12 protein-coding genes are annotated in these 14,249 nt (G+C 60.5%); 5 read left to right on the top strand and 7 right to left on the bottom strand.

Going from position 1 to position 14,249, the window contains the following annotated elements; genetic code table 11:
- Window positions 1–13: 13 nt before the first annotated feature.
- On the top strand, window positions 14–1,393 hold the full coding sequence (locus BLU26_RS00200) for an adenylate/guanylate cyclase domain-containing protein (protein ID WP_092282949.1): 1,380 nt from the start codon (window positions 14–16) through the stop codon (window positions 1,391–1,393).
- A 36-nt stretch (window positions 1,394–1,429) separates the two neighbouring features.
- Here BLU26_RS00200 and BLU26_RS00195 read toward each other — a convergent pair whose 3' ends face one another.
- Window positions 1,430–2,254, bottom strand: coding sequence for a UDP-2,3-diacylglucosamine diphosphatase (locus BLU26_RS00195; RefSeq protein WP_092282948.1), 825 nt, complete (start codon window positions 2,252–2,254; stop codon window positions 1,430–1,432).
- Window positions 2,255–2,419: 165 nt separating this feature from the next.
- Here BLU26_RS00195 and BLU26_RS00190 point away from each other — a divergent pair, with 165 nt between their 5' ends.
- Window positions 2,420–4,606 (top strand): patatin-like phospholipase family protein, encoded by a 2,187-nt coding sequence (locus BLU26_RS00190; RefSeq protein ID WP_092288292.1) that lies wholly within the window; start codon window positions 2,420–2,422, stop codon window positions 4,604–4,606.
- 166 nt (window positions 4,607–4,772) lie between these two features.
- Here BLU26_RS00190 and recQ read toward each other — a convergent pair whose 3' ends face one another.
- The gene (recQ, locus tag BLU26_RS00185) at window positions 4,773–6,911 is read right to left on the bottom strand and encodes a DNA helicase RecQ (protein WP_092282947.1); all 2,139 of its coding nucleotides are present in this window, start codon (window positions 6,909–6,911) and stop codon (window positions 4,773–4,775) included.
- A 120-nt stretch (window positions 6,912–7,031) separates the two neighbouring features.
- Here recQ and BLU26_RS00180 point away from each other — a divergent pair, with 120 nt between their 5' ends.
- Entirely contained in the window at window positions 7,032–7,622 is a 591-nt protein-coding gene (locus BLU26_RS00180; RefSeq protein ID WP_092282946.1) for a YecA/YgfB family protein, read from the top strand.
- Between the two features lie 50 nt (window positions 7,623–7,672).
- On the opposite strand, the gene BLU26_RS00175 is transcribed toward BLU26_RS00180, so the two are convergent.
- The 3 genes from BLU26_RS00175 to BLU26_RS00165 form a co-directional block, all read right to left on the bottom strand.
- Window positions 7,673–8,317, bottom strand: a complete 645-nt coding sequence (locus tag BLU26_RS00175) for a DsbA family protein (RefSeq protein WP_092282945.1) — start codon at window positions 8,315–8,317, stop codon at window positions 7,673–7,675.
- Window positions 8,318–8,340: 23 nt separating this feature from the next.
- Complete coding sequence (gene trhO / locus BLU26_RS00170; RefSeq protein WP_092282944.1) at window positions 8,341–9,288, bottom strand: oxygen-dependent tRNA uridine(34) hydroxylase TrhO; 948 nt, start codon at window positions 9,286–9,288, stop codon at window positions 8,341–8,343.
- Window positions 9,289–9,390: 102 nt separating this feature from the next.
- On the bottom strand, window positions 9,391–9,705 hold the full coding sequence (locus tag BLU26_RS00165; protein WP_092288291.1) for a BolA family protein: 315 nt from the start codon (window positions 9,703–9,705) through the stop codon (window positions 9,391–9,393).
- A 205-nt stretch (window positions 9,706–9,910) separates the two neighbouring features.
- On the opposite strand from BLU26_RS00165, the gene fumC reads away from it, so the two are divergent.
- A complete protein-coding gene (fumC, locus tag BLU26_RS00160) occupies window positions 9,911–11,311 on the top strand; it encodes a class II fumarate hydratase (RefSeq protein ID WP_092282943.1) in 1,401 nt (466 codons plus the stop codon).
- Here the strand turns inward: fumC and BLU26_RS00155 are convergent, their stop codons facing one another.
- Window positions 11,312–12,289, bottom strand: a complete 978-nt coding sequence (locus BLU26_RS00155; RefSeq protein ID WP_092282942.1) for a DMT family transporter — start codon at window positions 12,287–12,289, stop codon at window positions 11,312–11,314.
- Window positions 12,290–12,406: 117 nt separating this feature from the next.
- Window positions 12,407–13,327, bottom strand: a complete 921-nt coding sequence (locus BLU26_RS00150; RefSeq protein ID WP_092282941.1) for an HPP family protein — start codon at window positions 13,325–13,327, stop codon at window positions 12,407–12,409.
- 157 nt (window positions 13,328–13,484) lie between these two features.
- Between BLU26_RS00150 and BLU26_RS00145 the strand changes: the two genes are divergently transcribed.
- Window positions 13,485–13,820: a 4a-hydroxytetrahydrobiopterin dehydratase gene (locus BLU26_RS00145; protein WP_092288290.1), complete on the top strand. Its 336-nt coding sequence runs from the start codon at window positions 13,485–13,487 to the stop codon at window positions 13,818–13,820.
- The last annotated feature ends 429 nt before the right edge of the window (window positions 13,821–14,249 follow it).

Raw genomic sequence — 14,249 nt, 5'->3', positions numbered from 1 at the left:
AAACTGACCGATCATGACCGTGAAAAGCCGCATAAAACCCGTCAGACCGCCACTGGAAGGCTACTACTCCAGGGTTATAGCCTACCTGTGTGTGGCGGTTACCTTCGCGGCACTGCTGGTTGAAAATGGCCACACGGCGACGGTGCTGGCAACCATTCTCTACGCACTGGCCTACCCGCAGCTGGCTCAATACCTGCCCAAGTGGCTGTTAAACCACAAACAAATCCCCAGACGCCTGATATTGCTTGCACTGGATGCCGTGCATACCGGCGTTTTTGTCGCCCTGTTGGGCTTCAACTACGTCCCCAGCCTGATTTTCCTGCTTTTGCTGGGGTTCTCCTGTCTGATTGCTGGCGGCCCCACTTATCTGCTCGCTGGCTGGCTACTGGCTGTGGCCGGCATTTTACTCGGCGCGGCCGCCTTTACGCCCGATGTCAGCCTGCATAGTTCAGTATTGGTCACCGTCGTCAGCTTGGTCAGCGGCGGCCTGTGCATTCTCATTACCGCTGCTTTCGTACATCGGCAGGGCCGCAACCTTGAGGCTGCGCAGTCGCTGATCAGCGCCGAGCAGGAAAAAACCGCCAGACTGGCCGCCAACCTTTCAAAATACCTGTCGCCACAGGTCTGGGAGTCGATTTTCTCGGGCAAACGCACCGTCAAGCTGGAAACCCGCCGCAAGAAGCTGACGGTATTTTTCTCCGATATTCGTGGCTTTACCGAGCTGGCCGAGGAACTGGAAGCCGAAGCGCTGACTGATCTACTGAACAGCTACCTGACGGAAATGTCGCGTATAGCGCTGCAATACGGCGGCACCATCGACAAGTTCATCGGCGATTGCGTCATGGTGTTTTTTGGCGACCCCAAAAGCAGCGGCGCCAAGCAGGATGCTGAAGCGGCGGTTTCGATGGCGATCGCCATGCGCAAGCACATGAAGGTACTCCGCCAGCAATGGCGCAGTCGCGGCATCACCAAGCCGCTGGAAATTCGCATGGGGTTGAGCACCGGCTATTGCACCGTGGGTAACTTCGGCGCGGCCACGCGTATGGACTACACCATCATCGGCCGTGAAGTGAACCTGGCCAGCCGGCTGGAAAGTGCGGCTGATGCGGGCGAGATTCTGATCTCCCACGAGACCTACTCGCTGATCAAGGACATCATCATGTGCCGCGACAAGGGGCAGATCAGCGTCAAGGGCTTTGCCCGCCCGGTACAGATCTACCAGGTAGTCGGGCTGCGACGCGAGCTGGGTATCGCTCCCACCTTTGTCGAGCACGAGCTGTCGGGTTTTTCGATGTATCTCGACACCAACACCATTCGCAACTACGACAAGGACGAGATCATCAAAGCCCTGGAGCAGGCTGCGCGCCGGCTGAAAGACAAGGTCATCGTCTGACCGGCGGCGTGCAGCAGCAGCGGGCAGAGCAAAGCTTTAGCCTGCCGCCGTCTGGCCCTTCATGGCCGCCGCCTCAGCCGCGATGTCCGGCACCATAGCGTCGTTCCAGCGATAGAGCTCGATACGACCATCCTGATGCTCGATCAGTGCCGTACATGACTCTACCCAGTCGCCGCAATTGTGATACTCGATACCCTTCACATCACGGATCTCGGCGTGATGGATATGCCCGCACACCACACCGTCGTAACCACGCTTGACGCACTCGTGGGCGATCCCGTCCTCAAAATCGCTGATGAAGTTGACCGCTTTCTTCACCCGCTGCTTGAGGTAGGCCGACAACGACCAGTAGCCATAGCCGAAACGGCTGCGCCAGTGGTTGTACCAGCGATTAAGCACCAGACTGAATTCGTAGGCATGGTCACCCAGAAACGCCAGCCAACGGTGGCAACGGGTGATCACGTCAAACTGATCACCGTGAATAACCAGCAATTTACGCCCATCAACGGTGGTATGCACCGCCTCGTCGACCAGCTCGATATTACCCAATTGCAACGTCGAGTAGCGCCGCAGAAACTCGTCATGGTTCCCGGTGACGTAAGTCACGCGGGTGCCGCGTTTGCTCATGGTGAGCACCCGGCGCACCACGTTGGTATGCGCCTGGGGCCAATAAATACCCTTGCGCAAGCGCCAGCCGTCGATGATGTCGCCGACCAGGTACAGGTGATCGCAATCGTAGGATTTGAGAAAGCTGGCGAGTTTATCGGCCTGGCAGCCCCGCGTCCCGAGATGCAGGTCTGAAATCCACAGGGTTTTGACCCGTTGTTTTTTTTCCACTGGCAACGACACTGCTGTGTTCATACGCCCATCTCCTTTGGAAGATGCACACAGGCTAGGTCACAGGCGTGAACCTCATATGGCAAACAGATGTATCTAAGATGACAAGCACTAACCAGTTTGAGCGCCGCAGCCTGGGCGGCGTTCGTATACAATGTCGACTTTTGTTCACTGCTCTCTGTCGTCTGGATGCCACGCATGCTGAAACGAGCCCTTGTGCTGTTGTTGCTCACCCTCTCGGGCTGGACCTGTGCCGAACCGCTGCGCACAGGGCTGGTGCTCTCCGGCGGCGGCGCCCGCGGACTGGCGCACATTGGGGTGCTCAAACAACTGGAAGAGATGAATATCCCCATCGATGCGATCGCCGGCACCAGTATGGGCGCCGTGATTGGCGGCCTGTATGCGGCCGGCTACAGCGCTGAGGAACTGGAAAAGATCGCTCAGGAGCTGGATTGGGAGAACACCCTGGCCGATGCACCGCTGCGCGAGGACATCCCCTTTCGGCGCAAACAGGACGACCGCGACTTTCTGGTCAAACAGCGCCTGAGCTTCGACCACGGCAAGCTCAGCTTTCCGCTGGGCCTGCTGCAAGGCCAGAATCTGGGCCTGCAGCTCGAAAGCCTGCTGGTGCACACCAATGAAATAGACGACTTCAACAAACTGCCGATTCCGTTTCGCGCGGTGGCCACCGATATCGCCACCGGCGAAGCCGTGGTGTTCGACCACGGCCACCTGCCGCTGGCCATCCGCGCCAGCCTGGCGCTGCCGGGCTTCTTCGCCCCGGTTGAAGTCGACGGCCGGCTGCTGGTCGACGGCGTACTGTCAAAAAACCTGCCCATCGACGTTGCTCGCGCCATGGGTGTGGATCGCGTGATCGTGGTCGACATCGGCACGCCGCTGAAATCCACCGGCGAGCTGAAGACCGTGCTCGACATCATGGACCAGACCACCACCCTGCTGACCCGGGTGAACTCCGAGAAGCAGCTGGCCACCCTGGGGCCCCACGACCTGCTACTGCAACCGCAATTGGGCGATATGGGCTTCAACAGCTTTGATGCGATTGCCGAAGCCATTGATGCCGGCGCCACGGCCCTGCGCGCCTCGCACCAGGCGCTCTCGTTTGTTAACCCGGCGCAGCAGCCGACCGGTGGTAACCTGGCCAGCGCGCGCCCGCAACGTCAGGCGGTGATCGACGCCATCGAGGTAGACAACAGCGGCAAGGTTGCCGACGAAGTCGTACTGGGCATGATCCGTCAGCCCATCGGCGAACCGCTGAACCTGGAACGCCTGCAGACCGACATGGGCACCGTTTACGGCACCGACTACTTCAGCCGCGTGACCTACGAGGTGGTGCACGATGAGGGGCGCAATACCCTGCTGATCCATACTGCCGGGCGCCGTACCGGCACCGACTATCTGCGCCTGGGGTTGAATCTGGTTGATGACTTCGAGGGCGGCAGCCAGTACAACATCGGCGCCAGTTTCCGGGTCAATGGTCTGAACCCGCTCGGCGCCGAGTGGCTGACCCGCGCGCAAGTAGGCTCCCACCAAATTCTCTACTCGGAGTTCTACCAGCCGCTGGATTATGGCTCGCGCTACTTCATCGCCCCCTTTATTGATGGCGAAGCGGTGAACGTCGAAGTGCTGCAGGATAACGAACCGGTGGTGGATTTCCGTCAGCAGCGCTATGGCACCGGCATCAACCTGGGCCGCCAGATCGCCAATACCGGCGAAGTGCGTTTCGGCCTGTCGCGCTATTGGGGCGAATCCAAGGTACGCGTCGGTGACCCAGAGACGCCGAGCATCAGTTTTGAGGAAGCTTTTTACGGTATCGAGTTCAACCGCGACACCCTGGATAACGTCAACTTCCCGCACTCCGGCGACGAGGCGCAGATTGCCTGGCGCCAGTCCGAACCCGACCTGGGCGCCGATGAACGCTATCAGCAGCTGGAGATCAAGGCCAATAAAGCCTTTGGCTTTGGCCTCAACAGCATGCAGGTGGGCGCCTTCATGGGGCGTACCGACAGCGACGTCAATGTGGCGCAAAGCAGCTTTATTCTTGGCGGCCCTGGTCTGTTCTCCGGGTATCGTCAGGATGGTCTGGCCGGGCAGAACTATGATCTGGGCCGGCTGGTTTACTATCGCCGCCTGAACCCCAGGTACTTCGATATCCTCAGTATGCCGTTGTATCTGGGCACCAGTCTGGAATATGGCCGGGTGTACAACCGGGGTGAGGACGCCTTTGATACCGGCTATTTTGCCGCCGGCAGTCTGCTGCTCGGGCTGGATACTTTCCTTGGGCCACTGTTCTTTGGCTTGGGAGCTAACGAAGAAGGCCAGGAAGCCCTTTATATGAAGCTTGGCCAAACCTTCTGATAAGCCCATTGCCCGCAGCCGGCAGGTTCAGCTCGAGCCCGGCTTTGGCCCTTCCCCCTGACGTTGCCTGATGGGCGCAGCACACGGGATCAGCCAGCCGCACGGAAGGCTGCGGCCACGCTGAACAACAGCCGTGACGGCGATATCGCGGGTCGAGCTTGTGGAGTCAGCCGCTGATTTCCGCAACCAGGGCAGCACGAATGCAGTGCAGCACCCCTTCATCTACCGCTTCGTCCAGCTCCTTTGCCAGGGTGCGCACGCCCGGCAGATCTTCGCCGTCGTGGTTGAGAAAGGCGTCTTGAATACGTTCGAGCTGCGCCGGCCCGATATCAATCGCCTGCTCCAGCGTCAGACTACCGGTGGCGATGGCTTGCGCCAACTGTCCGTAGACCTGGCGCAGCGGTTTGCCCAGCTGCCGTGCCACCTGCTCGGCGCTCATGCCCGAAAGCACCAGCGCGTTGACTTCATGCGCCTGGGCCTGCTGATCCTGCTCTACCGCGGCTTCGGCGCCGCCCGACTGTTGCAGTACCTGCAAGAAGTCCGCACCGTAGCGCTCCAGCTTGTGCGCGCCGATGCCGCTGACCAGGCCCATGTCCTGCAGGGTTGCCGGGCGCTGGCGCAGCATGTCGACCAGGGTGCTGTCGGGGAAGATCACGTAAGGCGGCACGCCGTGCGCATCCGCCAGCTGCTTGCGGCGTGCGCGCAGCGCTTCCCACAAGTCGCGGTCGGCATCGGCGATAACCGCCTTGTTGCCGGTTCTCCCCATAGGCGCGCTGCTGCGTGTTATATCCTTGCGCAGCAACAGGGTTTCCTCGCCGCGCAATAACGGCCGGCAACTATCAGCCAGGCGCAGGCTGCCAAAGCCGTCGAGGTCGATCTCGACCAGCGCGCGGGCAATCAATTGCCGAAACACCGAACGCCATTCGTTTTCCGCCAGCGACTTGCCAATACCGTAGGTCGACAGGTGCTGATGTCCGGCGGTGCGAATCTTTTCGTTATCGCGCCCCAGCAGAATATCCACCAGATGGCCCACACCATAACGCTGGCCGCTGCGGTACACGGTCGATAACGCCATGCGAGCCGGTTCACTGCCATCCCAGGTTTCCACCGGCTCCTGGCAGTTGTCGCAGTGCCCGCAGGGCTCGGCCAGCTCCTCACCGAAGTAGCCCAGCAGCGCTTGCCGCCGGCAACTGGTCATCTCACAAAGGGCCAGCATGGCATCCAGCTTGTGCCGTTCGATGCGCTTGTGCCGCTCATCGCCCTCAGAGTTGGCCATGATCTGATTGAGCATCAGCACGTCCTGCAGCCCATAGGCCATCCAGGCGTCCGCGGGTAGGCCATCGCGCCCACCCCGCCCGGTTTCCTGATAGTAGGCTTCGATGCTTTTGGGCAGGTCCAGGTGAGCAACAAAACGCACGTTGGACTTGTCGATACCCATGCCAAAGGCAATGGTCGCCACCATGATCAGGCCTTCCTCGTTGAGAAAGCGCCGCTGGTGCGTGGCGCGCAACTCCGGCGGCAGCCCCGCGTGATAGGGCAACGCCGGCCAGCCCTGATCACTCAGCCAGGCCGCGGTATCTTCGACCTTCTTGCGTGACAGGCAGTAGACAATACCGGCGTTACCCTTGTGGCCCCGCAGAAACTGCTGCAGTTGCTGCCGGGGTTTGTCTTTGGGCACGATGCGATAAAAAATGTTCGGACGATCAAAGCCGGAGATAAAACAGGCCGCCGATTCCAGCTTCAGACGCTGAACTATCTCGCCCTGGGTGCGCTCATCGGCAGTGGCCGTCAGCGCCATGCGCGGCACGCCAGGGAACAGCTCGGCAAGCTGCCCCAGCTGCAGATACTCTGGCCGGAAATCATGCCCCCACTGCGATACGCAGTGGGCCTCATCAATCGCAAACAGGGCAATATCAAGCGACTGCAGAAAGTTGAGCGTGCGCGGTTTGAGCAGGCGCTCGGGCGCCATGTAGAGAAACTCCAACTCGCCGCTGCGCATCTGGCGCGCGATTTCCCGTTGCTGATCATCAGTCAAGGTGGAGTTCAGCGCCGCTGCGTTCAGACCCAGCTCGGTCAGCGTGGCGACCTGATCTTCCATCAACGCGATCAGCGGCGATACCACCACCGTCAGCCCTGCCCGCAGCAGACCCGGAACCTGGTAGCACAGCGACTTGCCGCCGCCAGTGGGCATCAGTACCAGGGCATCACCGCCCGTGGCCACCTGATCGATGATATCGGCCTGTTGACCACGGAATTCACCGTAGCCAAAAACGTCACGCAGTTGTTGAAGGGCTTGCTCGCGCATGGGACTCCTTTGCAGGTTGGGCCAGTGGCGGGACCACCATATCGGCCGCCGAGTATAACGTCTTTGGCAATTGTCCGGGGGCATGCGTAAAATGCCGGGATAACCAATGAGAGGTGTCCCATGTCATTCAATGATCAACTCCAGCGCCTACAGCAATTCCTGGACGCCGATGACCTGCACGATGAAGCGCTGGACTACATGGCCGCCTGCGGCTATCTCGCGGCACTGTCCGTCAGCCCGCAAGAGGTGCCGAGTGAAGAATGGCTGGCAGAGCTGTTCGCCGAAACCCCCAACTACACTGACGAGCAGCAGCAAGCCGAGATCGTCGGAACCCTGCAAGAGCTGAAGTCGCGGATCGCCCGCGAGTTGGCCAGCGATGAAGACCTGGAACTACCCTGCGAACTGAGCCTGGGTGATGAGCCCGACTACTCAGATCTGCGCAGCTGGTGCATCGGCTTCATGGAAGGGGTTTTTCTGCGTGAGGAAGCCTGGTTCGAGAATGACGAAGAGCTGGTCAGCGAACTGCTGCTGCCGGTAATGGTGGGTTCGGGTCTGTTTGCCGATCAACCGGAATTCGCCGAGATCGACGAAGACGAGGACATGGTCGAAGACATGATGGAACACATTCCGGGCGTCCTGACCCAGCTGTTTCTGCTGTTCCACGCGCCGGAAGAAAAGCAGAAGCCTGCGCTGATCTCTCCCCGCAAGTAACTCGCCCTAGCCTCTGAGCGCAGCGCCAGGCTTGTCCATGGCGACTGCGCTCAGGCACTTACCTCAGCGCACTGTTCTCCCGCCGCAACCCAGCGCGCCAATAACGGCAGCACCTGCTCAGGCGTCTGGTAACCGTTGGCCAGCAACGCCAACTGACCGTCCCGCTCAGCCAGCAGTATGGGCAAACCCGCTATTCCCAGGTCTGCCATCCAGCGTACGTCAGCCACGGTAGCCTCCCGCATCGCCTGCTGGTCAAACAGCTCGCTAAACGCCGCAACCGAGTAACCGGCCGCTTCGGCCAGCCGCATCAACACCGCTGCGTGGGTGATTTCCTCGGTATCCAGGTAAAAGGCTTGCTGCAGCGTCCGCACGAAACTCCACGCCCTGGCAGGGTCCAGCTCGCGGGCCACCACCAATGCGCGACAGGCGGGCTCGGTGTCGTACACAAAGGTCGCTGGCAGGTTCTGCGGGTCACCCACTGGCTGACCGCTGTCTTGCGCCACCGTCTGCCAGTGTTCAGCCAGCACGCTGCGGGTGTGCTCATCCAGCGGCGCGCCGTGGTTGGCCCGCAGGCCGCCCGCCACCAGACGCAGCGGCAACTGCGGATACGCAGCAACAATCGCATCAATGACCGGGGCAAAGCCCCAGCACCAGGAACACATGGGGTCCATCACGTAGATCAGGCGCTGGCTCATCACGTACCTCGCAGATCGGCGGGTCAGCTCGGCTTGGCGTTGGGCGAAGCCAGGTGCTGGGGTTGGCCGATAGGATGCGGCTGATTGCGCACTTTGGCCAGTGTAATCTGCCGCTGCCGCTCTATCGCACGCTGGCGGGTCTTCTCCGGCAGGCTGTCGTAGCAATGCGGGCAACTGATGCCTTCTTCAAAGAGTACCGAGGCCATGTCTTCAGCCGAGACCGGATGACGGCAGGCGTGACACTGGTCGAAAGAGCCCGGTGCCAGGTCATGCCGAACGGTTACCCGGTTATCGAACACGAAGCACTCGCCATTCCACATGGATTGCTCGGCGGGCACCTCTTCGAAGTACTTGAGAATGCCGCCCTTGAGGTGGAACACCTCATCAAAGCCCTCTTCCAGCATGTAACTGGAGGCTTTTTCGCAGCGGATGCCGCCAGTGCAGAACATCGCGACCTTCTTGTGCTTGGCCGGGTCGTAATGCGCCTTGACGTAATCGGGGAACTCGCGAAAGGTCTTGGTCTTGGGATCAATGGCACCGGCAAAGCTGCCAATCGACACCTCGTAATCGTTGCGGGTATCGATCAACAGCACTTCGGGGTCGCTGATCAGCGCGTTCCAATCCTGCGGCTCAACGTAGGTACCGACGCGTTTGGTGGGCGACACACCCTCGACGCCCAGGGTGACGATTTCTTTCTTCAGTTTGACCTTGGTGCGATAGAACGGCATCTCGTCGCACAGCGATTCCTTGTAATCCAGATCACTCAGGCGCGGATCACTGCGCAGCCAGTCGAGTACTGCCGTCATGCCCTCACGCGGGCCGGCCACGGTGCCATTGATGCCTTCGCGCGCGAGCAACAGCGTACCCTTCACACCATGGCTGGTGAGGGTGTCGAGCAGGGGCTGGCGCAGGGCCTGGTAATCTTCCAGCGAGACGAACTTGTAGAGTGCCACAACAACGATTGCAGACATGCATACCTCTTTTTCAGTGGGCGCCCACGTAAAGGGCGTACCTTGGGAGGCGGCATTCTAGCAAAGCGCTGCGCTGCGCAAAACCGCTGTCGGTCGCCGGGTTCAAGCGTCGGCTTTGCTGCCACCCAGGCAATTGGGTGAGGCCGGCGCCTGCTGCCGGGCCTGCCATTCCTCTGCGGTGTAGGTATGCAGCGCCAACGCATGGATCTGCTGCATCAGCGGGCCCAATACGCGATACACCGCCTGATGCCGTTTGACCGCATTCAGCCCGGTAAACTCCTCACTCACCAGAACCGCCTTGAAGTGCGACTCCGAGCCCGGCGGCACACTGTGCATGTAACTTTCGTTGACCAGTTCCAGATGGCTCGGTGCCAGGGCCTGTAACGCCTGCTCAAGTGCCTGTTGAGTCGTGCTCATGTTGACCTCCAAATAAGTGCGGCCGCCATTGTAGCCCAAAGCGGCGGTACCAACAGGCGAACCACTGCCGCCAGCAAGAGTCCAAACTGCCAAGAGTTCAACCTGCATAGCATCGCGGTGCTGGCCTGCCATACTTTACCCGGCGGCCTGCTCAATCCGGTCACGCGTCAGCGCCGCCCATCCACCGCACTACCCGGGAGCCACTATGACAAGCCGTACCGAAACCGACAGCATGGGGCCAATTGAGGTCGCCACCGGGCGTTACTGGGGCGCACAGACCCAGCGTTCGCTGGCACATTTTGCGATTGGCGAAGAGCGTATCCCGCTACCCGTGGTCCACGCGTTGGGCATCATCAAGAAGGCCGCAGCGCGCACCAACCAGCAACTCGGACAACTCTCCCCGGAGCTGGCCAGCCTGATCGAGCGCGCCGCCGACGAAGTCATCAGTGGCGCACTGGATGCGCACTTCCCGCTCTCCGTCTGGCAGACCGGCAGCGGCACGCAAAGCAACATGAATGCTAACGAGGTGATCGCCAACCGCGCCAACGAGCTGGCTGGGCAGCCACTGGGCAGCAAGCAGCCGGTTCACCCCAACGACCAGGTCAACAAGTCGCAAAGTTCCAACGACACCTTCCCCAGCGCCATGCATATTGCCGCCGCCCGGCAGGCACACCAACAGCTATTGCCGGCGGTCTGTGCACTGCGCGACGCACTGCAAAAGCAGGCCGACCAACATGCGCAGCTGATCAAGATTGGCCGCACGCACATGATGGACGCGACGCCGGTCACCTTCGGGCAGGAGCTGTCTGCTTTCGTCACGCAGTTGGAAATGGGCGTGCAGGCGGTGGAACAGGCCATGCCCCGCGTGCTGGCGCTGGCCCAGGGCGGCACGGCCGTAGGCACGGGGCTGAACACCCCGCCCCGCTTTGCGACCGAGTTTGCCCGCGAAGTGGCCGAGCTGACCGGCCTGCCCTTCACCAGTGCCGACAACAAATTTGCCGCCCTGGCCGGACACGAGCCGCTGGTGCAACTACACGGTGCCTGCAAGCAGCTGGCGGTAACCCTGATGAAACTGGCCAATGATCTGCGCCTGCTCGGCAGCGGGCCGCGCGCCGGTTTTGCCGAAGTACGGCTGCCAGCCAACGAGCCCGGCAGCTCTATCATGCCCGGCAAGGTCAACCCAACCCAGTGTGAAGCGCTGTCGATGGTGGCCTGTCAGGTAATCGGCAACGACACCACCCTGAGCATTGCCGCCAGCAACGGCCAGCTTCAGCTGAACGTGTTCAAGCCGGTGATTATCCATACTCTGCTGCAGTCCATCCGCCTGCTGAGCGATGCCTGCAACAGTTTTAGCGAGCACTGCGTAGAGGGCATGCAGCCCGACGCGGCGCGCATGCGCGAGCATCTGGATAATAGTCTGATGCTGGTCACCGCGCTCAACCCGGTGATTGGCTACGACAAGGCCGCCGATATCGCCAAAAAGGCCTACAGTGAAGGCACTACACTGAAGCAGGCGGCGCTGGCGCTGGGCTATCTGGATGAGGCCGGTTTTGATGCCGCAGTCAGACCCGAGCTGATGCTCGGCGACCACAGCCCGGAGCCCTGATCAGGGCGCCGGCGGCGGCGTGATACTCAGCCTGCGCAACCGGCGGCTGCGCAGGTTCTGGATCAGGCTGGGCGCCAGCGCGATCAACGCCGAACCACCCACTACCATGAGCGCGCCCAGGTAGGCCAGCGAGTTGAGCAGCTCAGGTTCAATCAGGCCAGGCCAGAGCATCGAGCCCAGCGCCACCATCGAGAAGGTAAACAGCGGCGTCGTCGCCACAGTGGCACTCACCCTTGAGGCTTCCCAGTGCGCCAGCGCCTCGGCAAAGGCGCCGTAGGCGACCAGCGTGTTCAGGCAGCAACCCAGCAACAGCCAGCGTTGCAGCGTCGAGAGCTGCAGCAACTCCAGCGGTGATGCCAGCGGCCAGAGCAGCAGCGCACAGGCTAGATATATCACCATCATCACGGTCACCGATGACCAGATAGTCAGCAGTTGTTTTTGCGCCAGACCATACAACGCCCAACTGAACGCCGAGGCAATGGCAATCAGAATCCCCAGGGTATAACCGCTCATCTGCGTCAGCAGCTCTATCAGCCGCTGGTTGAAGAACAGTGCAAAACCTGGAATTAGCACCGCCAGACCTATCACCTGGCCAAGGCCAAAACGTTCGCGAAATACCAGCATGCTGCCGAGCATCAACATGATCGGGGCAACCTGAATGATCAGTTGCATGGTGCCCGGGGTCAGCCGATCAAGCGCCATCAGATACAACACGTAATTGAACGCCAGGCCCAGAATCGCCACCAGTAACAGGCCCCGGTTACGCAGCGACAAAGCTCGAATCGACGGCAGCCGGCGCTTGGCTGCCAGCCAGAGAAACAGCACCAGGCCAGCGCTGAACAGGCGGTACCAGGTCACGGTGTAGGGGTCCATGACCTTGAGCACTTCCTTGAGCATGATCGGCAGAACGCCCCACAGAATGGTGGTAGTCAACGCCAACAAAAATCCGTACAACCAGCGACCGGACGCAACGTGCATGGGGGAACTCGAAAAGACAGGAGGGAGAAGCCCCTATTGTAGGATGGCGCAGGCAAGCCAAACAGAAACAGCTGCGCCGCGGTTAAGGCACCAACTGTTATGGTCGCAGCGGCAGACTCAGCTCGGCATCACCCGATGCCAGGCCTCACTACTCTCATCCGCCTCAACGCGATAGCGCGCCCAGCGCACGAACTCGCTGGCGCGGCAGATTCCGTTACCACCCTCGCCGCGGCCCTTGAAGATACGGTAGCGCACGCGTCCGGCCCGCCCCGGCCGATTAACCACCTGCAGCACCTCGCGCACCGACCAGTTTTCTCCTGGCAGGCCGTTACTGTAGAAACGTCCCTCGGCCAGATCATCCAATGCCACGCCTTTGCTCTGGGCATTGGCATTGGCCAACTCCACCAGGCGCAGCAGGTCGTCAAACTGGATGTCCATGAAGGAGTTCATCTGCTTGAGCGCGTGCTCGAAATCTTCCGGGGCAATACCGGGAGCCCGCGTCACTTCATGCTTGACCAGCGCCAACGGATAACGGCGACTTTCAAACAGGCTGTTGAAGCACATGGCGGCGCAAACGATGATCACGCAGTCGAGCAGAATCGGGTAAAGCACAAAGCCGTAGCCAGCGTCTGCCACAGTCGGCCCACCCAGCACCACAATCATGGCAGTCGCGCCACCGGGCGGGTGCAGGCAACGCGCATACATCATCACCAGAACGCTGCCACCAACTACCAGCGCCGCCATCAGCGGATTGCTCGGTAACCAGTGAATGCAGGCCACGGCAAACGTGGAGGAGAGCACGTGACCGCCAATCACCGGCCACGGCTGCGACAGCGCCCCGTGCGGCATGGCAAATACCAGAATGGCGGTCGCGCCCATAGAGCCGGTGACCCAAAGCGCGCCTTCCGCGCCGAAGCCAAGGTGAGTAGTCCAATAAACCAACAGCAGAGATACCGTGGTGCCCAGCGCCGAGATGGCCTTTTCCCGATGGCTGGTACTGTCCGCGCGCCAGCCGACAAAACGCAGCCCACGCTTCACCGCGCGCCTACCCTTCAGAAATATCGCCCGAAACTTACTCACGCAATGCCACTCAGATCATGTATATCGGGCCATGATACCCCTTGGGGTGTCCGCCCGTCACAGCGGCAGCTCCGCTAGGCTGCTGAACATCACCCGCAATTATCTGGAGTCCATGATGACCGATCTTGCCAGCGAGGCCCTCGATACCAGTCAGAGCGCTGCCAGCCAGTTACCTACAGAACACGTCAGCGCGCTGCTGCGTGGGCTACCCGGCTGGTTACTGAAAAAAGTCGATGGCGTTGAACGCATCGAAAAAGTCTATTCATTCAAGGATTTCAGTCAGGCACTGGCGTTTACCAATCAGGTAGGCGCGCTGGCTGAGCAGGAAGATCACCATCCCGCGCTGCTGACCGAGTGGGGGCAGGTTACCGTTGGCTGGTGGAGCCACTCCCTGGGCGGCCTGCACCGAAACGACCTGATCATGGCCGCCAGAACGGATCAACTGGCATAGGCATCTCTTACCAACTCAGGCGAATGCAGATGACAGTTTGATGACGGTTTCATAGTGGTTGGCGACATGCCTGTGAGGGCTTGTAGCCAATTGGTCTAATAGAAGCGATGCAAGTCACTAAACTGACCTTTAAGCCATGATATAAATAGCCCGTGGCGCGACACTTGACCCCACTGGGGTACGTATCAGTATCGCGCCCTGCGCTCAACTGCTACCCGCGGTAAGCGCCCGCAAGGCCCCCACAAGGAGCCAACAGCCAAATAAAAATAAAAGGCGTATGCCATGAAAAACCTGATCAAAGCCAAATGGTCGACTGTCGGCCTGGTTTTCCTTGCCACCTGGTTGCTGCTGATATTGCCCAACATGAGTTGAAAAGGGGTAATTTGACGGCGGCAAGCCGCGCTAGGCGGCGTTACAATAGCCCGAAAT

Origin of the sequence: Halopseudomonas sabulinigri (genome assembly GCF_900105255.1) — a bacterium.
Classification (GTDB): domain Bacteria; phylum Pseudomonadota; class Gammaproteobacteria; order Pseudomonadales; family Pseudomonadaceae; genus Halopseudomonas; species Halopseudomonas sabulinigri.
The sequence above is the reverse complement of the archived record's forward strand: the minus strand, read 5'-3'. Positions and strand labels throughout refer to the sequence as shown.

Coding starts and splice junctions, on each gene's coding strand:
- BLU26_RS00200 (WP_092282949.1), top strand. CDS start 14: ATGACCGTGAAAAGCCGCATAAAACCCGTCAGACCGCCACTGGAAGGC.
- BLU26_RS00195 (WP_092282948.1), bottom strand. CDS start 2,254: ATGAACACAGCAGTGTCGTTGCCAGTGGAAAAAAAACAACGGGTCAAA.
- BLU26_RS00190 (WP_092288292.1), top strand. CDS start 2,420: ATGCCACGCATGCTGAAACGAGCCCTTGTGCTGTTGTTGCTCACCCTC.
- recQ (WP_092282947.1), bottom strand. CDS start 6,911: ATGCGCGAGCAAGCCCTTCAACAACTGCGTGACGTTTTTGGCTACGGT.
- BLU26_RS00180 (WP_092282946.1), top strand. CDS start 7,032: ATGTCATTCAATGATCAACTCCAGCGCCTACAGCAATTCCTGGACGCC.
- BLU26_RS00175 (WP_092282945.1), bottom strand. CDS start 8,317: ATGAGCCAGCGCCTGATCTACGTGATGGACCCCATGTGTTCCTGGTGC.
- trhO (WP_092282944.1), bottom strand. CDS start 9,288: ATGTCTGCAATCGTTGTTGTGGCACTCTACAAGTTCGTCTCGCTGGAA.
- BLU26_RS00165 (WP_092288291.1), bottom strand. CDS start 9,705: ATGAGCACGACTCAACAGGCACTTGAGCAGGCGTTACAGGCCCTGGCA.
- fumC (WP_092282943.1), top strand. CDS start 9,911: ATGACAAGCCGTACCGAAACCGACAGCATGGGGCCAATTGAGGTCGCC.
- BLU26_RS00155 (WP_092282942.1), bottom strand. CDS start 12,289: ATGCACGTTGCGTCCGGTCGCTGGTTGTACGGATTTTTGTTGGCGTTG.
- BLU26_RS00145 (WP_092288290.1), top strand. CDS start 13,485: ATGACCGATCTTGCCAGCGAGGCCCTCGATACCAGTCAGAGCGCTGCC.